Source organism: Chengkuizengella marina (genome assembly GCF_009910845.1).
Taxonomy (GTDB): domain Bacteria; phylum Bacillota; class Bacilli; order Paenibacillales; family KCTC-33759; genus Chengkuizengella; species Chengkuizengella marina.
Map to the genome: position 1 here is coordinate 26,111 of NZ_SIJB01000017.1, position 21,580 is coordinate 47,690.

The following is a 21,580-nucleotide window of genomic DNA, read 5'->3' on the forward strand; positions in this document are numbered from 1 at the left end:
CAATATCTAAGTATTTTTTAATGACCTAAGTTGTTCAATCGTATACTTTACAGAAATTTTCTCTGGATCACAAGTGACCTCAATAAGAGAAGGAACTTGGCTATCCAAAGCTTGTTTTAAAGCGTTTTCAAATTCATGGTTATGTTCAATCTTTTGACCAAACACCCCCATAGATTCAGCCAATTTCACAAAATCAGGGTTTCCTAATTCAGTACCAATTACACGTCCAGGGAAATGTTTTTCTTGATGCATTCGAATGGTTCCATGCATATTGTTGTTGAAAACGAGTGAAATAATTGGCGTTTCATAACGAACAGCTGTTTCGAGTTCCTGCAAAGTCATCATAAATCCTCCATCACCTGAGAGTGATACTACAACTTTTTCAGGGCAAGCTAATTTAACTCCGATTGCAGCAGGTAAACCATAACCCATAGCACCAGAGGTTGGTCCTATATAAGTGTTTGGTTCAGAAAACTGAAAATAACTATGTAACCAACCAGAAAAATTACCTGCATCATTTGTGAGAATTGCATCTTTAGGGAGGTTTTCTTGAAGCGTTTTAATGATTCCTTTCATTTCTATCCCTTTTGAGGTTTGATCTAAAGAATTTAAAGATGAGTGATTTTCATAACTTTTTCTGCGTTCTTCTCCCCACTTTTTCCATCCTATTGATATTTGTCTTTCACTCTTCATTTTTTGATTTAAAGAGGAAAGCGTTGCTTTTGCATCACCCATTAAAGATAGATCTGGTGGGTACACTTTTCCAATCGTAGAAGGTTCAATATCACAATGAATAAGTTTATGATGTGATTCGATTAAAGTATAACTTTGAGTTGTTACTTCTGAAAAACGTGTACCTATTGCGATAATCAGATCTGATTCCTTTACAGTCTCTATGATATGATGAAATGTACCCAGCCCTAAATGACCTACATATAAACGGTTTGAGTTAGGAAAAATATCATGTCTTCTAAATGAACTAATCACAGGAATTTGTAAAAGATCTGCAAACTCTAATAGTTCTTTTTCTCCATTAGATAGTTTTATTCCCCCTCCTGCTAAGATAAATGGTTTTTTAGATTCTTCAATCATTTGAATACAGCGAGTCAAATCTATATCACTTGGTGTATGTCTTGACAGTTTTGTAGAATCGATGAATTTCATAGTTGCTTTCTCTGATAAGATATCTGCTGGAAGAGATACTACAACGGGACCTGGTCTGCCTGATTTTGCAATTCTAAAGGCACGTTGGACTAATTCAGGAATTCTTTCAACGTCACGTATTTCAATAGACCACTTACTAATCGGATCAAAAAAACGATCTAGTTCAACTTCCTGAAACCCTTCTCGCCCTCTAAATTTCCGATCTACCTGTCCTAAAAAAACGACCATCGGGGTAGAGTCCTGATAAGCTGTATGCACTCCTATAGCTAAATTTGCTGCGCCAACCCCTCTTGTTGCCATAGCTACAGAAACATTACCTGATGCTTTTGCATACGCTTCGGCCATAAATGAAGCTCCGCCTTCATGCCTAGCAGAAATCAGTTCTATTTCAGGTGTACCATAAATAACATCCATGATATCTAAATAACTCTCCCCTGGAACACAAAAAACATGATTAACATCTTCGTTTTTTATACATTGTACAACTGCCTCTGCTCCTGTCATCATTTCTCCCATTTATACTTCCTCCTATTACTAATTTAAAATTCCTTTAAAAATATTCAAAAATGGTTTACAATATTATGTAATTAATCCACTTATGATTATAGTATGTTTCCATAATAAAGCAATAAAAAAACAAAAAATTTTTTTGGTTTTACCCCATTTCCGTCAAATAAACTGAGATCAGGATAAACGATTGAAATCATGGATACATATAGTTTGAAAAGATTTCAAAATTGATTTACTCAAAGTCAAACGGAATAAAGATGGAGACTGAGTAAGCGAGAAAATATGAATAAAGTTAAATATTTGCTAGTTGGTCATACTATATAAGAAATGTGGATTTCCAATAAAAAAGAAGCACCGTTTAAGGAGAGTTATGCTTATGATCAGTGATAAATTGCTTCAAGGATTAATTTCCCAAATGAATTATGAATTTTATTCTGCGCATGTTTACATGTCAATGGCTGCTTATTGTTCATCAGAAAGCCTAGATGGTTTTGCTAATTTTTTTTTAGTACAGGCAGAGGAAGAGCGTTTTCATGCAATGAAGTTTTATCATTTTATTAATGCTTTAGGTGAGCGTGCAACCATTAATGGTTTTGAAAATCCAAATAATGATTTTGCATCCATTATGGACGCTTATGTAAAAGCGCTTGAACATGAAAAAGAAGTAACAAAACGTATTTATCTATTATCAGACATAGCTCTTGACGAGCGTGAACATGCAACCATTCACTTTTTAAAATGGTTTATTGAGGAACAGGTTGAGGAAGAAGAAATGTTTAATACGATTATTCAAAAGTTAAAATTAGTTGAAAACGATACTAACGGGATGTTTATGTTGGATAATGAGTTTGCCGAACGTTCCTTTACACCTCAAGATAATTAAGAAAAAATTTATGATTTAAAAATCAAAAACTCATGAATTAGATTATAATTCATGAGTTTTAATTAATCATATCTCCATATCGTATAGAATTTAGTTTATTAATCCTCTTTGTATTTTTTTTGAGGATGGATGAAAATATAATGTGGTATTATTCTGATGGATAACCTGATGGATAACTTTGTGGTTCTTTTATTCCCATTCTTTCTTCAATTAACATTTCTATATCTGTTGATTTGCTTAACTCTTCTAATTTCTCTTCTGCTTCTTCTAAAGTTTCAAAAGATTGAATTTCTAAAAATAACAGACCATCTTCATCCTTTAACTGTCTTGTTTCTATGTTAAACGCAGCTAACTTTTCTTCAAAATGGGTTAGGAAAATTCCATAAACATAAGACTCAGTTCTTAATGAATATATTTTCTTTTCCTCATACTTTTCGTCTTCTTTTAATGATATTACTAAGCTAGCAGGGTCTTTCCTTTCTTCTATCTTATATTTCACAGGTCGGTCAAACTCAATTACAAATCTAATAGCAGAATCATCAGCAGTGACAATTGTATAAATATCCTTCACATACTTATTTTCTAGTATCTTATTGAAGTCCTTTTCAGCTGAAATATATCTAGCGCCATTTATCTCAAAGGTCATGGTATATGGATTTTCATCATATTTTACTTTAAATGCTCCTACATCATTCTGCAACATATCATATTGTGAGAAATTTATCACAATATTTTCATATCCTTCTTTTTCAAAAGAATCTATTCCACTTATATCGGTCCCATCTGTTACTGTTCCACCTTCAGATGTACCATTATTAAATTGAAGGACCTTTACTAATTTGCCCATATAAGGTATATTTTCTAGCGAATGGCCAAAAGTAGGTGATATATTAACACTTGCCGTTAATAATGTTAAACCTAGAATTAAGCTAGCACATATATTTAGAAATTTATTACTACTTCTTTTATTCATTTTAGTTCTACCCCTTTCAATACCTGTTTGTACGACATGATTAAGTTCTGAAGGAATTTGGATGTCTTTGTATTCTTTTTCTAATCCATACAAATTATTTTTATCCATATCATTACTCCTTTAAATTAATATTCATTTCATTTAATGCTCTATAAAGTATAGACTTTATAGTACTTACGGGTGATTCTAGTATTTTTGCAATTTCCTCTAGCTTCATATCCTCATAAAATCTTAAAATGATGACTGTTTTCTGCTTTTCATTCAGTTTGTCAATCGCTTCTTTTATTTCTACCTTTTGCTGAAGATTGTCATTGTTAAAATGACTTGTATTTTCAATCAATTTAATATCTGTTGTTACTACCTTTTTATTCTTCTTTATAAAATCAATAGATGTATTAATCAGAATTTTAGTTAACCATGTGTTTTCATATTGAATTTTTTTTACTTTATGATATGAAAGATAAGCTTTATATACTGTCTCTTGAACTATATCTAAAGCATCATCTTTATTTTTTACATAGCTATATGCAATTCTATATAGTTTTTCTTGGTTTTCATTTATCAAAGACAGAAAACTATTTTCCCTCTCTCTAAGCAATTTGTTTTTGCTGAAACCAATAGCCAATGTTTCCACTCCTTTGCTTTGTTATTGAAATTTCAATATTACTTATTAGACTGATATCGAATTCATTTAGTCTCAAATTTTTTATTAAATCGTGTTTGTAATTATTTCCACGCTTGTTTAACCACTTAATATTAATGAAACAAAAATTTACTATCTTAAAAAATTTGATTTAGGAGAAGTAAGAAAAGATACTATTTTAAAGTAGAGGAAGTTTCCTTTGCCCACACTTCTAAAAAGAGTTATATATTCATATCCTTCTTTTTTAATGTTGGAATCAACGGAATCACTGCATTTTACAATTCATGATAAATCTTGTATTCAATGTCCAGCAGTGTGCATCAATATTGCATGATATGTGGATGTTTGATTTGATGTTGAGAATATTGATTTGCTATTAATATAATTTAAAATTAATGAAACGTTTGTAATAGCAGGATAGATAACAAATATCTAAGTTCAAGTATTCTTCTAACCTTATTTAAGCATAGGTATTTTTTTCAACCTTGTTACAGATATCATGTTCTAATTTCAATCAATTTATCCATGCTTATAGAAAAATAACCATCCAAAAAAGATCAGATAGTCTTCACCAATAATTAATTATAAATAAACACAGAATTAGTAAACAACCAAATTATGAATTTGATTTTCACCAATTCTGTGTTTCATATTAGAAAAAAACTTCATTTTAAGTTATTAAGTTGACGGTTCTCCTTTGTTTATAGACACAAATTTTTTTCTTTGAATATAAGTCAATCGTAGTATTAAACATACAGCTCCAACTGCTAATCCAGATATTAAACCTATCCAATATCCAAATGCACCGAAATTAGTAAAGTTCGCTAAACAGTACCCTAGTGGAAGTCCAATGACCCAAAATGATACAAATGCTAATATAAAAGTAGAATTAACATCTTTATATCCTCGTAAAGCTCCTTGAATAGGTGCGGCAATTGCATCAGATAGTTGGAAAAAAATTGCGAAAAATAAGAATTGTTTTGTTAACAACAGCACGGTAGAATCGTTTGTGTAAATCCTAGCAACTTGATCAATAAAAATAAACAATCCTACTGCACTTAATAAGGAAATAAGTATGGCTTGACTTATACCTATATAACTATAATGCATAGCATCTCTATAACGTTTTGCTCCAACTTCAAACCCCACGGATATTGTAAGTGCCATAGAAATACTTAATGGAATCATATATAAAAATGAAGCAAAATTTAATGCTGACTGATGTGCAGCGATCGTATTTGTATCAAATTCGCTCATCAATAATGTGACTGCTGCAAAAATACTCGTTTCAAAAAAGATGGAAAAACCAATGGGTATTCCGATTTTCAACAACCTACCCCAAGCTTCAAATGAAACCTTCTGTATACGACTAAACAAATTGTAATTTGAAAAAGGCTGAAATTTCTTAATCACATAAATAGCTATAAACAAAATACACCAATAAGTAATGGCTGAAGCATACCCAGCTCCAACGCCACCTAATTTAGGGAAACCTAATTTACCAAAAATCAATACATAGTTAAAAAATAAATTGATTGGCAATGACAGCAATGTAATCATCATTGTCGTTCGAGTTTCTCCTAATCCATCTATGAAATATCTAAGTACATTGTATACAAACAAAGGAATTAAACCTAAAGAAAGTGCTTTTAAATAATGGAAAGCAATATTTCTCACATCAGATTCTAAATTCATCGATTGTAAAATAAGTTGCAAAAATAATAAACCAAATATAATAATTACAATCGTAATCATTAGTGATAAATAAATGGATTGGATTACAGCTTTTGAGATTTTATAATTTTCTTTCGCACCAACATATTGTGAAACTATTGGTGTCAAAGCCATTAAAATTCCAGAGAGTCCAGTAAATATCGGAACCCATATACTAGACCCAATAGCAACTCCCGCTAAATCAGCAGGACTCACTTGCCCAGACATTACCGTATCAAAAAAATTCATAGAAAATAAACCAAGTTGACTAATGAGTATAGGTAATAATATGGCATTAAACTGTAAAAGCTTAGCTTTTTTAGTCTTTGTTTGAATCATTTTGTATTCCTCGTTCCATCAATAAAGTTAAAAATAATAGCTAGAATTATATCATAAAAGAGGTTATTTAAACAAAGTGAATGTGAATTATTGCAAGATGCAAGTGAACTAGTTCTAAGCTTTCCTTCCCTTTCTGTCAACGATTATTTTTGTTATCTTAAGCTGACTACAATATTAATCTTGTAACTTACTAAGAGTATTTAAAACAAGTATAAGTACATACAATGAATAATAAAGTATGATATAATAACAAAGGCTAAAAATCGTTTGAGAATAGTATTTTTTTCTCACCAATTATTCCTAGTTGGAGTATGATTACTTGTTAGGGAGGATTTATAATGGAATTATTAAAAAAAAGTGATATTCCCGCTCATTTAAGAGAGTATGTTATTGATCAACAATATGAGGAATATTCACCTATTAATCACGCAGTTTGGCGATATGTTATGAGACAAAATGTTAATTTTTTTAAAGATGTTGCTCACGAAGCATATACAAATGGTGTGACGGCTTCAGGTATGGATATCGAGAGCATTCCAAGAGTTGAGGAAATGCATACTAGTTTGAATCCGTTTAACTGGGGGGCTGTAGCTATAGATGGTTACATTCCTGGGGTGATCTTTTTTGATTTTCAAGCCCACGGTTTACTTCCAATTGGAACTGATATTCGAAAATTAGAAAATATAGAATATACCCCTGCACCAGATATCATACATGAAGCAGCAGGACATGCACCTATTCTTTGTGATGAGAAATATGCAGAATACGTAAAGTTATTTGGTCAGATTGGTCGTAAAGCGATTGCTACTAAAGAAGAACATGAAGTATTTGAAGCTGTTCGTACATTATCTAATCTGTTAGAAAAAGGTAGCTCTACTAAAGAAGAAATAACTGAAGCTGAAAGAGTACTAGAAGAAAAACAACAAGCTGTTAAACATTTATCTGAAGCAGAAGAAATTTCTAGATTATACTGGTGGACTGTAGAATACGGATTAATTGGAGATGTATCAAACCCAAAAATTTACGGTGCTGGTTTATTATCGTCAGTAGGAGAAAGCAGCAGTTGTTTATCAGATGAAGTCAAAAAAATACCATTTGAATTAGAGAAGGTCATATCTACAAGCTTTGATATTACAACAAAACAACCACAATTATTTGTATGTAAAGATTTCAATCAATTAATCAGTGCTGTTAAAGAATATGCAAAACGTATGGCATTTACCGTTGGTGGGACAGAAAGCTTAGAAAAAGCAATTCGATCTGGTGCAACAGCAACGGCTGAATATAAGTCTGGTCTACAAGTCACTGGAACCTTTTCTAAAATCATCAAAGATCAGAACCAGGAAGCTGTCTACCTCCAAACATCTAGTGCAACTACATTATCTTATGATAATCAAGTACTCGAGAACCACGGTAAAGATGTTCATGCTGATGGATTTGGCTCACCAATTGGACTTTTAAAAGGTGTGAAGAAACCTATAGAAAACCTTTCGAATATTGAATTAGAGCAATCTGGTATTGTTGTTGGAGAACAGTGTAATCTTGAATTTGAAAGCGGTTTATTAGTAACAGGCTTAGTTCATGAAATAATTAGAAAAAATAATACCATAATTCTCATTCGTCTTAAGAATACTACAGTAACAAATGATGATGTAATCTTATTCAAACCTGAATGGGGAATGTATGATATGGCTGTAGGAGCAAGTATTAAATCTGTGTATGCAGGTGCAGCTGATCCAGAAGCGTACTTTACAATAGAAGAAGAGGTAATAGAAGAAAAGCAACCAATCGCTTTAAATCCATTAGAAAAACTATATAAAAAAGTACGTGACTTAAGAGAATCTAAATACGACATCATGATAATAGGAGAAACGCTATTAGAAGTTGTGGCTGATCTGAATCATTCCTATCCTAACGATTGGTTATTACGATTAGAAGTGTTAGAAATATTATCTGAACATGACATACATCAACAAGAGCAACAACAGCTTCGTCAGGATTTAATAGATTTAAAAGAGCGTGATGTAACATTAAAGGATCTTATTGTCAATGGTTTAAAACTGGTTTAATTTATAAAACAAACTATTAAATATCAAAAACACACTCACCCTAGAAAGGTCGAGTGTGTTTTTATAGTCTTGGTATTTAAAAAGATTTATCATCAACATGATTTAACCATAACTCAATTTCATGTACCACGGATTGTATCGTTCCTTCCTCAAATGGTGAGCGTAACTTTGCTTCTTTAACTAGTTTTAAAAAAGGCAAACTACCACCTAACTTACAAAGATGAATATAATCATCCCAAGCACGACTTCTATCTTCGTGCATCTTTTTCCAAAATTGAAATGCACAGACCTGTGCCAACGTATAATCAATATAATAAAATGGGTCCTCATAAATATGACCCTGCTGCTGCCAAAACCCACCTTGTTCTAGATAATGATTTTCATCATAATCACGATGAGGTAAATACTTCTTTTCAATTTCTCTCCACATTTCTTTTCGCTCTTTTGGTGTTGCTTCTGGATTCTCATAAACGAAATGTTGAAACTCATCTACTGCTACACCGTACGGTATAAACAACAAAGCAGAGCTCAGATGAGAAAACTTATATTTATCCGTATCTTCTTTGAAAAATAACTCCATCCAAGGCCAAGTAAAAAACTCCATGCTCATAGAGTGTATTTCACAAGCTTCGTAGGTGGGCCATACATATTCAGGGTTTTCAAAATGACGACTGTTATACACTTGAAATGCATGACCTGCTTCGTGTGTTAATACATCAATATCACCGGAAGTACCGTTAAAATTTGCAAAAATATAAGGAGATTTGTAATTAGGTACATACGTACAGTAACCACCCGCCATTTTCCCATCTTTTGCTAACAAATCCATGAGATCTCGATCTTTCATAAAACGGTAAAATTCATCTGTTTCCTTAGATAATTGTTCATACATCGTTTGACCATTATCCACAATCCAATCAGGATTTCCTTTTGGTGTAGCATTACCAGATTTGAATTCATAATTTTCATCATAATATTTTAACTGCTGCAATTCTAATCTATTTTGCTGACGTCTTTTCAATTGTGTAGCGATAGGAACTATATATTGATGTACCTGATCTCTAAAAGCAGCAACTTCATTAGAATCATAATCTGTGCGTTTTAAACGAGCATAACCTAACTCTACAAAATTTTTGAATCCTAGTGTTTTCGCAATTGTTGTTCGTATCTTCACAAGATCATCATAAAGTTGATCTAACTTTTCTTCGTTTTCTGAGAAAAACTTGTATTTTGCTTTATTTGCTCTTTTCCTTATTTCTCGATCATCAGATATGGTGAAAGGAAACAATTGAGCTAAAGTGTATTTTTTTTCATCAAAAGGAATTTCAGCAGAAGCAATAAGCTCAGAATACTTTGTTGTATATTTATTTTCTTTTTGTAAATATTTCACAATATCAGAGGACATGGTTTTGATTTCTACTTCAGCTAAGTCGAATAAATGATTTCCCCATTTCTTTTCTAGTTCTTCTCGATATTTAGACTCAATCAACGCTTTATAAAACTTTGTAAACAACTCTTTAAATAAAGGTTCCACCTCATCTAAATAATCCTGCTCTGTTTTGTAAAACTCATCTTTTGTATTTATAGAATGACGAATACTGCCTAATTCAAACATGGAATAAAAATCATTATGAATATTGTATAAGTCCTTCATAGTTGCATTCTGTTCTTGCCATGATGTTGCATTTGAAAATTGCTTTAGTGCTTTATCAAATTGTGTATTAATTTCTTCCATATTTGGGCGTATATACTTGTATTCAGAAAATTTCATTATATCTCTTCCTTCCTTTAGCTTAATATAACTATAATTTTATTAAAAGTAATCATAGAAAAATGTTTTATTCTTTGTGATCACAGATTGCAATATGTTCAACTCTTCATCAATTCCATGAATTAAACCTAATTCTTTTAACTCAAGTGCAGTTTTATACCCAAAGAGCAGTGCTGTGAAAACACCAATATTAATATGAAGTCCTTTTTTAGGAGGATGTGTACAATTGCTTCCTTCTTTAACAGGATAGAAAGTAGCTTTCCCTTTTTTTATGAAAATGGTTCCTTGATTCCATAAAGCAAAATCATCTGTTAAATGAATGATCACCGACTCATCACACTCATTAAATTGATAGTCATTTAAAAATGATTCAATATCTACAATTCTAGCCATAAAATACGGGTGCAGTATCGATTTTACCGTTGGATTAGGAAGCATAAATAATATGTTTTCAAGATTTGAACATGTAAGTTCTACTTCTGAAATCATAGAATCATGTTGACATATAAAATTCCATAACCCTATTTTTGCTTCCGCACTAAGTGAAATGAATTCTTGAACGATCAATTTTCCATTTTCTATCTCATACAAAATGTAACCCAACATCTGAGCATCATCATTAAAATAACTAGCGCAGTGTTGATCAGGTAAAACTGAATCTTCCCACCACTCCTGACTTCTTGCTAGCATACCGTTGTACTTTTTTGCAAAATTTTCATAAACTTCATTTAAAATGAATAAGTTTTTAGTTACTTCTACTCTCTTTACTTGTCCCTGTCCCTTTAAATGATTCATAAATTTTAATTCATTTACAGGGATATTGATTTGCAACTCATCGCTAAATAACTCCCATCCATACTTTCTATAAAATCCAATTTGAAATGGATGTAAAAATGATATTGAGATTTTTTGATCTCTCAGCATTTGTAATGAGGTGAGTAATAATTCCTTAACTTTATTACCACGTCTATGTTCAGGCCATGTAGCTACTCCAGCAATGCCTCCCATATTCCATTCTTTGTCATCAATGAATATTTTAAAATCAATCATTTCAAGTTTAGCCATCAGTTTATCTTCATTAAAATAACCAATCATTTTTCGTGTTTGTTTTAATTTCTTCTTTTCTTCAGTTAATTGATGTTGAAATGCATATTCATGTAATGCAAAGACTTGTGGGTAATCTTTATCTAATATCAGTCTGATCAATTCTTCACCTCTTAACTGATCTACTTTTGTCATATTCCTTACTCCTCTCATATTACCTAATATTTCATAAAATAAAAAGCCAAAGAATGAAGATTTAATTAAAATCTTAAATGATAAATTGTTTTATATAAATAGAAAGAATAACTTAGAATTAAATTAGCCTTAGTCCACAAAAAAACCACAGGTTTATAATTTTAACCTGCAGCTTTGTTTAAAATAATTGAGCATAAATATATATTGTTTCTAGAATTATCTGTCAATTTATTTTTTTACACCTTGTTTGTTATTTGACATTTTCATTTGATACTCATCTTCCAGTAAATGTGCTCCTGATATTCCTGGATTAGTCATTTCATAAGGGTCAAGAATAACATTAAGTTCATCTTCAGTTAACACGTCATGGAGTAAACATAATTCACGAACAGAACGATCACCCTCTATGGCTTGTCTAGCAATCCTTGAAACAATTTCATAACCTAAATGAGGATTCAGCGCTGTAATAACTCCGACGCTTTTCTCAACATTTTCTCTACAAATATCTTCATTTGCTTCTATACCATCAAGACAATATTCCTTAAATACTGTAAAAGCTTGATTCATAATTCGTAATGACTGTAACAGATTAAATACGAGTACAGGTTGCATTACATTTAACTCCAATTGTCCTGCTTGTGAAGCCAGATTAATCGTATGATCGTTTCCGATGACTTGGAATGCTACTTGATTCACAACTTCACACATCACTGGATTTACCTTACCAGGCATAATAGATGAGCCGGGCTGACGTGGTGGTAAAGAAATTTCATTAATCCCTGTAATTGGTCCAGAGGCTAATAGTCGCAAATCATTGGCTATTTTAGACATATTAATCATACAAACTTTTAACGATGCAGATACTTGAGTTAATACATCTGTATTTTGAGTAGCATCAACCAAATCTTCTGCATTTTTTAATGGAAATCCAGTGTACTCTTCTAATCTTTCTACTACTTCGGAAATATAACAAGGATCTGCATTTAAACCTGTTCCGACAGCAGTAGCGCCCATATTTACATCATACATATATGATCGAGTGCGTGTGACACGTTCAATATCTCTTTTTAAAACACGTGCATAAGCTGAAAATTCTTGTCCTAGTCTGATCGGAACGCCGTCTTGTAAATGTGTTCGACCCATTTTTATAACATGATCAAATTGCTCTGCTTTTGCAACAAAACCTTTTTGTAAATTTTCCATCGTTGATAAAAGCTTATCCATTAATGTTAGTACTGAAATACGAATGGCTGTAGGCAAAACATCATTTGTTGATTGAGCCATATTCACATGACTGTTTGGACTCAAAACAGTATAATCTCCTTTAGTTCCCCCAAGAAGTTCTATTGCACGATTAGCAATCACTTCATTTACATTCATGTTAAAAGATGTCCCTGCGCCGCCCTGAATAGAATCAACGATGAATTGATCATCGAACTTACCTTCATGCACTTCATCTGCTGCTTGCACTATAGCATTAGCATGCTGAGGTTGTAAACGTTTAATATTCATATTTGTCATTGCTGCTGCCTTTTTTACAATAGCAATTGAACGAATTAATTCTACATCCATTGGGTATCCAGTGATCGGAAAATTCTCCACTGCACGTAAAGTTTGAATTCCATAGTAAGCATCTACAGGTACTTCTTTTGTACCAAGAAAATCTTTTTCAGTACGAGTTTGTTTTGTTGACATTTTTCTAATTCCCCTTTAAATGGTTTCCTAATATGATCATAAGTGGGTCAATAACAAAAGCCCCAACTGGAGCTTTTTTGCAATTCTAAAAAAATAGTTAGTTTATTTTACTATAGAATAGCCAACCGTACTACGGTCGGCTATTATTATTTTAAACTGTTTTTGTAGCTGTTTTAGCTGTTGCAGAGGCACGTTGGTCATACTTTTCTTCTGATTTCGAAATGTATTGTGCACAAGCAGCATCACCTGTGATATTTACTGCTGTTCTTGTCATATCAAGCAATCTATCTACTCCAAGTACAAGCGCAATTGCATCTAGACTCAAACCAACTGAAGTTAATACCATCGTTAACATGATAATACCTACACCTGGAACACCTGCAGTACCAATACTAGCTAAGGTAGCTGTTAATACTATTGTTGCCAAATCAGCTATGGATAAGTCAACACCATATAATTGAGCAATAAATACAGTAGCAACCCCTTGCATAATTGCTGTTCCATCCATGTTAATGGTTGCACCTAACGGTTGAACAAAACCACTAATACTTTTTGGAATTTTCAAATTCTTCTGTGCTGTATCCATGGATACAGGTAATGTAGCTGAACTACTTGATGTACTAAAAGCAACTGCAATCGCAGGGAAAAAATTCTTAATGAATGTAAACGGATTCATCTTACCTAAAAAGTAAATGACTGAACCGTATGTTAAACCTAAATGTATAAATAGTGCGAGTAGAACAGCACCAAAATAAAAAAACATAGCTTTTATTGCATCTATTCCTTGACCACCAATTGCAATTGCAATTAATGCAAATGCACCGATCGGAGCAAGCTTCATCACAACATCAACTAGGAACATTAAGATTTTATTAATTTCCTCAATAAACATTTTAACACCATCTACTTTTCCTTGCAATTGAGTTAATGCAAATCCGAATAAGATGGAGAAAAAGATAATTTGTAACATATTGCCTTCAACCATAGCTTGGAATGCATTCGTAGGGATAATATTTAATAGTGTTTCCATAACTGGTGGTGCTTCTTTTCGCTCTACTGTAGAATCACTATCAAAATTTAATCCATCTACATATCCAGGTTCAATAATATTACCTACAGATAATGCAATCATTAAAGCAATGGAAGTAGTAATTAAAAAGAAAATTACAGTTTTTATACCAATTCGACCTAATTTTTTAGGATCACTTATTCCAGCGGTACCTAAAATAATGGAAATAACAACAATTGGAACTACTAATAATTTAATTAATCCGATAAAAACTTTTCCTAGTGGATTTAAAACATATGTTTCTGCTACATCAAACCACTGAGGTATAGCAAAATTAAATAATAAACCAACTATAATACCTAGACCCATACCGATTAATATTTTTTTTGTTAATGACATACATTCACCTCTTTAATATTATAATGCTTGTTTTAAGCTAGCTTTGCTAAAATACTTAGTGAGTTACCACAGTATCACGCACAATGCTAGTTTAGTTTAATATAATAAATTATTCATTGTCAATGAAAAAATATGATTTAGTGATTAATAACAAATTTTAATGCATAATTATTCTCCCCAAAATCGTTGTAACATCAAGTGTTAGCTATATTTTAAATTTACCTTTAAAAAAATTTATAAAAATAGATTTAGAACGCCCTTTCAAATAAATTAAATCAATATTGATACTCATTTTGATAGGAGGTGTCAAAGCAACTCGAAAAAGCTGACCTTTTTCAAGCTCTTTTTTTACACAATGTTCGGGTAAAAAACTAATCCCCATCCCCTGCAAAAGTAAATTTTTGGCTGTTTCCATATTATCTACCTCTAAAGCTATATTTGGTGTGATATGATTATTTGAAAATAACCGATGGATATATAACCAGTCCATTGAGCCATAATCAAAAAAGATAAGCGGTTGATTTCCGACATTTTCTAATGTTACCTTACTTTGATTTAATAGTTCATGACCTGGAGGAACAAACAAATGAATTGGATCTTCATATAACAAAATAGATTCCACTTGTGGATGAGTTTCCGTCCTTACGATACCAAAGTCCACATCTTTGTTTATGACTTTATTCAGTATATCTTTAGAGTGACCTGTAACAATTTTCATTCGAACATTGTTAAACTCAGATTTTATTTCAGGTAATATTGTAGGCAAAACATTGTTAGAAATCGAAAGCGCGCTGCCTATATTTAATTCATTTGGCAAAACTACTTGTTGCATGCCGTACTTTGCATCTTGATAAGACTGTAATATTTTTTGAGCATGAGGAAAAAAATGTTCACCTTTATCAGATAATGAAATATTCTTACCGTTCCTATGAAAAAGTTTTAAGTTCATTTCACGTTCAAGTGATTGAATTCTAGCGGTGACAGAAGGTTGAGTTAAAAAAAGGGCTTCTGCAGCTTTATTAAAACTTCCTAACTGGCAAACATAAATAAATGCCTCAATATTTTCAATATTCATAATTTTACTCCTTTGCATACTCACTTGCTTGAATTGATTTTACTATATCACAAAGCGGATTAAAAGTTAGTGATAACTTAGAATTGAGCTATAATTAAAACATTATTTACCCAATTTAAGTTAGTAAATATCTATGAAAGTAAGTGATATACATGAAAAATTATGAATTAGAAATGAATTTATATTGAAATTTTAAATCTTTCAGTATTGATTCCTCTAGCTACTTCGATGACTTTTTTTGCAATGATATCTGCTGGATCAATGATGCACATTTCCTTTGTTGATTTCAACACTAAAGGAACTTCAGTACAACCGGCAACAATGGCCTCAGCTCCATTCTTTTTCAATTGCTCAGCGGCCATCGATAGATGCAAATAAGCTGAATCTAATCTCCCAGCTTTGATATCATATATTCCTTGCATTACATTTTCTTGTAATTTATTATCCATTTGAATATATTCAATATCATATTTTAGAAAATATCTTTGATACAATTTTGATTTCACAGTTCCATCAGTAGCTAATAAACCAACCTTTTTAAAATAATTTGAATTTAAATAATAAGCTGTCTCAAGAGGAATGTGTAAGATTGGAATTTGTATAGCCTTTTTCACAGCATTATAGTAAAAGTGTGCTGTATTACATGCAATAACAAGCATTTCGGCACCTGCATTTTGTAATCGTTGTGCTGATTTCACCAATAATGGAGTTGGGTCTTCCCCTTTGCCTAATATAGCTGAAGAACGATCAGGTATTTGTGCATTATTGTCAGCTATAACATGAATATGTTCTTGATCTTCTTTTGCAGGGGTATTCTTAATAATCTTTTCCATTAAATCCACAGTTGCCATAGGACCCATACCGCCAATAATCCCTATTATTTTGGTCACTTTCATCACTCCTTTCAAGCATTCTAAGTATTACATTTTAAATTATAATGCTTTTTTGGAGTAAAGGATTATAGAATGATTCTATACATTTATAGAATGTTTAAATATACAACCTTAAATTATGGCTAAGTGACATTAAGATAAGATTCTCTATCAACCAATGATCTGTTAACCTAATTTATTACTATAATCATTTATATCACTTTATAATTTTTTTACAAATAAGACTCTATGTTGATCAGGCCCATCATAATCAGTATGTACAGATACACCCTCCATTTCAACGCCGCCTTCTTCAATATCAAAACCCATTTTTTGATGAAATGAAATAGAAGTTTTATTAACAGGCGAGGTTAAACAATGTACAGTATTTCGATTGTTCTTTATTGCTATTTCAAAAAAACAATCATAAAGTTGTTTTCCAACATTACATTTTCTATATTCTGGATGTACACCAACAAAATGAATATAAGCTTTATCAGAAAATGTTTGCGATAAAAATCCAATTAAAAATCCGATAATTTCGTTATCTTGTTCAACTATAAAACTAGTTTGATTAAAATGATTAAATAAAAGTTTTGGCAGTAAGTGGCTCATCTTTCGTCCACCCCACCATTCGTCAACCAATGGATTAATGATTTCGTAATCAGAAGATTGTAGTGCTCGTATTTTCATAATTCTATCACCCCGTAAATGGCAAATAAACAATCTTTATGTTTTTTTAAAAACATTTATAATCTTATTCATATCTAACAACTCACGAATAATCCCATCATTTTCAGAAGGAGCATCATACAAATAGTTTTTTTTCCATAACCCCTTCATACCTACTTTTCGACTAGCTATCACATCATTCTCAGGATGATCTCCCACATATATAGCTTGCTCAGGCTTAACCCCTAATTTAATTAAAGTATTAAGAAATATTTTAGGATCTGGTTTTTTTATACCTTCCCATTCAGAAATAACAATGAGATCAAAAAAGTTTTCTATTTCTAGTGCATGAATATTGTTGTATTGAAATGATCCATAACCGTTTGAAATAATAGCTAGCTTTACTCCTTTATTTTTTAAGGTATTTAACATTTCCTTAAGTCCAGGGAAACCAATACAATGGTATTGAAAGGAATTAATGTAGTCTTCCAACAACTCCTCTACAGTTATAGGAATATGATACTCTTTTATCAGTTGATGGTAGACTTTATCTTTCCAGACATATCCATGATTATCTAAATCAATAAATCGTTGAATGTAAGTTTGTTTGTCTATTTTTTTTAATGCATCCATTTTATCATATTGATCTGCAATAAAACGTCTTAATGATTCGTCTCTATCAAGTAATGTACCATCTAAATCAAAAATCACAGCTTTTATCATTCATTCATATCCTATCGTATAAATATTTCTTTAGTTTTTTTAGATATAAATAGATATGGAATAGTTACTAGTATGTATAAAAAGGTTCTAAAAATACTTTTTGTAATCCTATCATTTACTGCATTCATATATGTCTCATTTGAATAATTAGAAAGAAAGTTATTAGCTAACAAATCTAATAATAATAATATTAAATATCCAATAAGTGTCAAAGTTATTAATTTTGGTACATACTTACTTCGTTTAAAAAATAAAACTATAATAACATATGAAAGTATAATAATAATAGGCATTAAGATAAAATCTATTAATACTATAAAACTCCATAATTTTGATAGATTGAACAAAATAGGAAACGAACCATTAAATATCATTGGTAATACTTCTATCTTATAATATGCCAGTACATTAATTGGAAATATTAAAAATATAAAAATTATGATATACATGAATCCAAAACTATGTTTTGTTTCAACTTCAGCATTTGTTTGCATATTATTCCTCCATCTTCCTTTTATAATTCTAAGTATTCTTTCAAACCTTTTTTTTGAATAAAATCATCCAAGTATTTTTCCACAATCAGCTAATTTTTCTTTGTCATCATGTCTTGGATAATTCATTTATTTTATCCATTAATTCATATAGATTGTTAATCCAAGATACATGAGTGTCAACTTTCTGATTTTTTCGATTTAACCAGATCCCTCTCATGTTTACTTTTTCACAAGCCAGTATGTCCGATTTATAATCATCCCCAATGTAATAACAAGATGACGGTTTTACTTTTGCTTTTTGACATGCCACTTCGAATATTCTTTTATTAGGTTTTGCTGTTCCTACATCACTAGCAGTGACTATGATTTCAAAGTAATCATAAACTCCTATTTTTTTAAGTTTCTGAATTTGTTGTTCTTCATATCCATTGGTGATGATTCCCATTCTATAATTCTGTAATTGTTGAAGACATGGAATAACATCATCAAAGGCTTGCCAACTTTCTTCAAAGTGAGTTAAATAGATACTAAAATATTGCCCAGCTGTTACATCATCAAGTGGTAATTTAACTAAATGAAAAATTTCTTTGATTCTTTCTGCTTTTTGTTCTTCAAAAGTTAATTCTCCTTTTAAAAATCTATTAAAATGTTTTTTCCCAATTGTACACCAGTGATCATAAAACTTGTCTTCTTTAATGTTAATAACGTCAGGAAATTTGTTATAAAATTTCTTTACTCCTTGATGTTCAGCTTCTTTAAAATCTAAGAGTGTATCATCTATATCAAAAAAAATCATTTAATCTCATCCCTACTTTGCAATCAACCCTTTTTAGCGCTTCATACTAAATCTCCCATGTTAGTTCATTTCATTTTTTTGAATAAAGCATAAATATATGGACGAGGGTCACCTTTTGGATTAATAAATGTATATTCTTCTTCTGCAATACATTTGAAAGAAAGAAGATTTGCTTGTAAATCCTGAATATCATATCTTGTAACATTTAGACCAGCACATTTTGTTGCACCCTTTTTTGAGAATTCAGCAAAAATAGCATAACCGCCAACTTTCAAACTAGAGGTTACATTTTTGAAATACTGCTGAATAGAAACTTCATCCGTTAAAAAGTGCAGCACTGCTCTATCCATCCAAATATCTATCTCTTTCAAATCTGTTGGAAGGGGTTGAGAAATATCTTGACACAACCATTCAATGCGATGATCCTTATCCAAATATTTGAGTTTTAATTTTTCAATAGCTTCTGAACTTAAATCATTTAATACTAAATCTGCTTTAGATTGTAATAGTTCATCAACCAAACCGGATGTTCCAACACCTGATACAAAGATTTTAGATTCTTTCCATGTAGGAATTAGATTTAAAATCTTTAATGTTTGTGAAAAATCATCCTCATACCATCCTAGATTTTCATTCTCTGATTTTTTGTAAATCTCATTCCAATGTTCAGTTAGTTTCTTCAACGTTTTTTACTCCTTTCAGAAAAATATATTCTAATCTTTTAACCCTCTATATTTACCTGTTCTCAATTCTTGAATATAAGCATCAAGTTCAGGCATGTTTTCATCTACAGCTTGTCTTATTGAAAGTTCAATATCATAAGGAACTCTGACAATTTGAATTGAAACTGTACCCTGTTCTTTACTGTCCATTTCTCCTTCAATCATTGCATATGAAGCTTGTTTAAGATCTAGAGGATTTCCGACACTTCCTACATTAAACAATGTTTTTCCTCTATAGTTTTGTATGTAGGCATTATGAATGTCCCCATATCCTACCATATCAGGTTCTTTTTCAGGAAAACCCGTACTTTCAGTGTTATTAAACATAGCAAGCCTTTCTTCCATTGAATCCCAGGGTTGAATCCTTTTATATACACTTTCTTCTGAGGCATGAAATAATCGAACTAACTTTCCACTCATCCAGAAATCAACTGAGAAAGGCAATCTCTTTAAATATTCTAGCCTAGATTTCCCTAATCGGTTCTGATGCCATAACATCGTTTCATGTTTTTGTTCCTTTGTTATAGCATCATCCCAGTTTCCTTTAACAACTAAATCACACTGTTCTCTAACTCGATCAACCGCTATTTCTGAATGAGGTCCTTTTCCAACCATATCACCTAAACAGAAAATTTTATGTATATTTCTTTGTTTTATGTCGTTCATTATTGCATCTAGAGCAGGAATATTGCCATGTATATCAGATATAATTGCTATTCGATTCATAAAGACCTCCAAATAATGTAAATAAAATTATTTATATGTTTTTAGATGATTCAAGGTTATACACTGTTTAAAATGTAATTGACAACACTATCTTCATTACTGCTTCCAATGATCTCGGTAGCAACCTTTTTTAATTCAGGTTTTGCATTAGAAACAGCGATACGATTTTTTGCAATTTTGAACATGTTTAAATCACTGGTTTTACTGCCAAAAACAGTTAGCTGTTTTTTATTAAATCCATATTCATTTAACAAGCAGTGAATGGCATAGTCTTTTGTTGCTTTTTTATCCAGGACGGTTAACCAAAACCATCCTTTTGAAAATGGATTTTCTTTTAAATGTACAACAAACTGTTCAGTATACTTATCAAGTATCTTATTTCTAAGTTCAATTAATTTATCATAATGTTCAATCATTGTAAAACATACAACCTGTTCCTTTATCATGCTTTTTAATTCAACTTTTTTTAAACGCTTGTCCTTCATTTGTTTTCTATTTATTATATACCAATTTACCCCTTCGTTTGAGATCGTTTCGTAATTTAAACAATCTTTTTCTCCATTAAAACTCGTAATTAGAGGGGAGAATCCTTTATTAGAAATGAATTGATATAAATCCTTCGTTAAATTTGAGTCAATGTTGTTTATGATATAGTGATAACCCGTTTCCATATCTGTTATCATAGCACCGCCAAACTCTATAACTGGTAGTGAAAGAGATAAACCTTTTAGTGTTTGTTTAATAGAAAATATACTTCTTGCACTTGCAACTGTAAAAAGTAAACCATTACGTATGAGTGTATTCAATTGGTCACAAGCATACTCAGAGAGTTGTGCTTTATTATTTAATAATGTTCCATCTAAACCAGTGATGTATAGGTGTTTATTTTTTTCTTTCTTCATATATCCTCAGTTCCCTTTTGTTTAACTTGAACTTGCTAGTTACTAATCATTTGTAGAATTCAAAGGATGTCTTATATTATAAGATGACATAGTTGTTCTTAATAAGAGGTGAAAAGTATGTCAATTTGATAGAGCTTAACAAATTTAGTATTCCCAAACATACAAATCGGGTAACCCTTATAAGTTACCCA

19 protein-coding genes are annotated in these 21,580 nt (G+C 31.3%); 2 read left to right on the forward strand and 17 right to left on the reverse strand.

Going from position 1 to position 21,580, the window contains the following annotated elements:
- Positions 1 to 6: 6 nt before the first annotated feature.
- Positions 7 to 1,680, reverse strand: coding sequence for a thiamine pyrophosphate-dependent enzyme (locus ERL59_RS07015; RefSeq protein WP_160645486.1), 1,674 nt, complete (start codon positions 1,678 to 1,680; stop codon positions 7 to 9).
- 370 nt (positions 1,681 to 2,050) lie between these two features.
- On the opposite strand from ERL59_RS07015, the gene ERL59_RS07020 reads away from it, so the two are divergent.
- Positions 2,051 to 2,557, forward strand: coding sequence for a ferritin (locus ERL59_RS07020; protein ID WP_160645487.1), 507 nt, complete (start codon positions 2,051 to 2,053; stop codon positions 2,555 to 2,557).
- A 148-nt stretch (positions 2,558 to 2,705) separates the two neighbouring features.
- Here the strand turns inward: ERL59_RS07020 and ERL59_RS07025 are convergent, their stop codons facing one another.
- The 3 genes from ERL59_RS07025 to ERL59_RS07035 all read right to left on the reverse strand — a co-directional run bounded on the left by ERL59_RS07025 (position 2,706) and on the right by ERL59_RS07035 (position 6,225).
- Entirely contained in the window at positions 2,706 to 3,638 is a 933-nt protein-coding gene (locus ERL59_RS07025) for a hypothetical protein (protein ID WP_160645488.1), read from the reverse strand.
- A gap of 4 nt (positions 3,639 to 3,642) precedes the next feature.
- Positions 3,643 to 4,155, reverse strand: a complete 513-nt coding sequence (locus tag ERL59_RS07030; RefSeq protein WP_160645489.1) for a sigma-70 family RNA polymerase sigma factor — start codon at positions 4,153 to 4,155, stop codon at positions 3,643 to 3,645.
- A gap of 696 nt (positions 4,156 to 4,851) precedes the next feature.
- Positions 4,852 to 6,225 carry an MATE family efflux transporter gene (locus tag ERL59_RS07035; RefSeq protein ID WP_160645490.1) on the reverse strand — a complete coding sequence of 458 codons (1,374 nt, stop codon included), beginning with the start codon at positions 6,223 to 6,225 and terminating at the stop codon, positions 4,852 to 4,854.
- A gap of 338 nt (positions 6,226 to 6,563) precedes the next feature.
- On the opposite strand from ERL59_RS07035, the gene ERL59_RS07040 reads away from it, so the two are divergent.
- Positions 6,564 to 8,294, forward strand: a complete 1,731-nt coding sequence (locus ERL59_RS07040) for an aromatic amino acid hydroxylase (RefSeq protein WP_160645491.1) — start codon at positions 6,564 to 6,566, stop codon at positions 8,292 to 8,294.
- Between the two features lie 76 nt (positions 8,295 to 8,370).
- Here the strand turns inward: ERL59_RS07040 and ERL59_RS07045 are convergent, their stop codons facing one another.
- From ERL59_RS07045 to ERL59_RS07105, 13 genes are all read right to left on the reverse strand, one after another.
- On the reverse strand, positions 8,371 to 10,065 hold the full coding sequence (locus ERL59_RS07045; RefSeq protein ID WP_160645492.1) for a M3 family oligoendopeptidase: 1,695 nt from the start codon (positions 10,063 to 10,065) through the stop codon (positions 8,371 to 8,373).
- 42 nt (positions 10,066 to 10,107) lie between these two features.
- Positions 10,108 to 11,304, reverse strand: a complete 1,197-nt coding sequence (locus ERL59_RS07050) for a GNAT family N-acetyltransferase (protein ID WP_160645493.1) — start codon at positions 11,302 to 11,304, stop codon at positions 10,108 to 10,110.
- Positions 11,305 to 11,532: 228 nt separating this feature from the next.
- A complete protein-coding gene (gene aspA, locus ERL59_RS07055; RefSeq protein WP_160645494.1) occupies positions 11,533 to 12,999 on the reverse strand; it encodes an aspartate ammonia-lyase in 1,467 nt (488 codons plus the stop codon).
- A gap of 151 nt (positions 13,000 to 13,150) precedes the next feature.
- A complete protein-coding gene (locus ERL59_RS07060) occupies positions 13,151 to 14,407 on the reverse strand; it encodes a dicarboxylate/amino acid:cation symporter (RefSeq protein ID WP_160645495.1) in 1,257 nt (418 codons plus the stop codon).
- Between the two features lie 205 nt (positions 14,408 to 14,612).
- Positions 14,613 to 15,482, reverse strand: coding sequence for a LysR family transcriptional regulator (locus ERL59_RS07065; RefSeq protein WP_160645496.1), 870 nt, complete (start codon positions 15,480 to 15,482; stop codon positions 14,613 to 14,615).
- A gap of 179 nt (positions 15,483 to 15,661) precedes the next feature.
- The gene (gene cuyB / locus ERL59_RS07070) at positions 15,662 to 16,372 is read right to left on the reverse strand and encodes a cysteate racemase (RefSeq protein ID WP_160645497.1); all 711 of its coding nucleotides are present in this window, start codon (positions 16,370 to 16,372) and stop codon (positions 15,662 to 15,664) included.
- A 204-nt stretch (positions 16,373 to 16,576) separates the two neighbouring features.
- Positions 16,577 to 17,047, reverse strand: a complete 471-nt coding sequence (locus tag ERL59_RS07075) for a GNAT family N-acetyltransferase (protein ID WP_160645498.1) — start codon at positions 17,045 to 17,047, stop codon at positions 16,577 to 16,579.
- A gap of 36 nt (positions 17,048 to 17,083) precedes the next feature.
- Entirely contained in the window at positions 17,084 to 17,749 is a 666-nt protein-coding gene (locus tag ERL59_RS07080) for an HAD family hydrolase (protein ID WP_160645499.1), read from the reverse strand.
- Positions 17,750 to 17,760: 11 nt separating this feature from the next.
- Positions 17,761 to 18,243: a DUF2569 family protein gene (locus ERL59_RS07085; RefSeq protein ID WP_160645500.1), complete on the reverse strand. Its 483-nt coding sequence runs from the start codon at positions 18,241 to 18,243 to the stop codon at positions 17,761 to 17,763.
- 106 nt (positions 18,244 to 18,349) lie between these two features.
- Positions 18,350 to 19,039, reverse strand: coding sequence for an HAD family hydrolase (locus ERL59_RS07090; protein WP_160645501.1), 690 nt, complete (start codon positions 19,037 to 19,039; stop codon positions 18,350 to 18,352).
- Positions 19,040 to 19,104: 65 nt separating this feature from the next.
- Positions 19,105 to 19,722, reverse strand: coding sequence for a class I SAM-dependent methyltransferase (locus ERL59_RS07095; protein ID WP_160645502.1), 618 nt, complete (start codon positions 19,720 to 19,722; stop codon positions 19,105 to 19,107).
- 30 nt (positions 19,723 to 19,752) lie between these two features.
- A complete protein-coding gene (locus ERL59_RS07100; protein WP_160645503.1) occupies positions 19,753 to 20,487 on the reverse strand; it encodes a metallophosphoesterase family protein in 735 nt (244 codons plus the stop codon).
- 56 nt (positions 20,488 to 20,543) lie between these two features.
- Complete coding sequence (locus ERL59_RS07105; RefSeq protein WP_160645504.1) at positions 20,544 to 21,389, reverse strand: HAD-IIB family hydrolase; 846 nt, start codon at positions 21,387 to 21,389, stop codon at positions 20,544 to 20,546.
- Between the last annotated feature and the right edge of the window lie 191 nt (positions 21,390 to 21,580).

Bases quoted from the DNA above. Each gene is read 5' to 3' on its own strand.
- ERL59_RS07015 (WP_160645486.1), bottom strand. From the start codon at position 1,680: ATGGGAGAAATGATGACAGGAGCAGAGGCAGTTGTACAATGTATAAAA.
- ERL59_RS07020 (WP_160645487.1), top strand. From the start codon at position 2,051: ATGATCAGTGATAAATTGCTTCAAGGATTAATTTCCCAAATGAATTAT.
- ERL59_RS07025 (WP_160645488.1), bottom strand. From the start codon at position 3,638: ATGGATAAAAATAATTTGTATGGATTAGAAAAAGAATACAAAGACATC.
- ERL59_RS07035 (WP_160645490.1), bottom strand. From the start codon at position 6,225: ATGATTCAAACAAAGACTAAAAAAGCTAAGCTTTTACAGTTTAATGCC.
- ERL59_RS07040 (WP_160645491.1), top strand. From the start codon at position 6,564: ATGGAATTATTAAAAAAAAGTGATATTCCCGCTCATTTAAGAGAGTAT.
- ERL59_RS07045 (WP_160645492.1), bottom strand. From the start codon at position 10,065: ATGAAATTTTCTGAATACAAGTATATACGCCCAAATATGGAAGAAATT.
- ERL59_RS07050 (WP_160645493.1), bottom strand. From the start codon at position 11,304: ATGACAAAAGTAGATCAGTTAAGAGGTGAAGAATTGATCAGACTGATA.
- aspA (WP_160645494.1), bottom strand. From the start codon at position 12,999: ATGTCAACAAAACAAACTCGTACTGAAAAAGATTTTCTTGGTACAAAA.
- ERL59_RS07060 (WP_160645495.1), bottom strand. From the start codon at position 14,407: ATGTCATTAACAAAAAAAATATTAATCGGTATGGGTCTAGGTATTATA.
- ERL59_RS07065 (WP_160645496.1), bottom strand. From the start codon at position 15,482: ATGAATATTGAAAATATTGAGGCATTTATTTATGTTTGCCAGTTAGGA.
- ERL59_RS07075 (WP_160645498.1), bottom strand. From the start codon at position 17,047: ATGAAAATACGAGCACTACAATCTTCTGATTACGAAATCATTAATCCA.
- ERL59_RS07080 (WP_160645499.1), bottom strand. From the start codon at position 17,749: ATGATAAAAGCTGTGATTTTTGATTTAGATGGTACATTACTTGATAGA.
- ERL59_RS07085 (WP_160645500.1), bottom strand. From the start codon at position 18,243: ATGCAAACAAATGCTGAAGTTGAAACAAAACATAGTTTTGGATTCATG.
- ERL59_RS07090 (WP_160645501.1), bottom strand. From the start codon at position 19,039: ATGATTTTTTTTGATATAGATGATACACTCTTAGATTTTAAAGAAGCT.
- ERL59_RS07100 (WP_160645503.1), bottom strand. From the start codon at position 20,487: ATGAATCGAATAGCAATTATATCTGATATACATGGCAATATTCCTGCT.
- ERL59_RS07105 (WP_160645504.1), bottom strand. From the start codon at position 21,389: ATGAAGAAAGAAAAAAATAAACACCTATACATCACTGGTTTAGATGGA.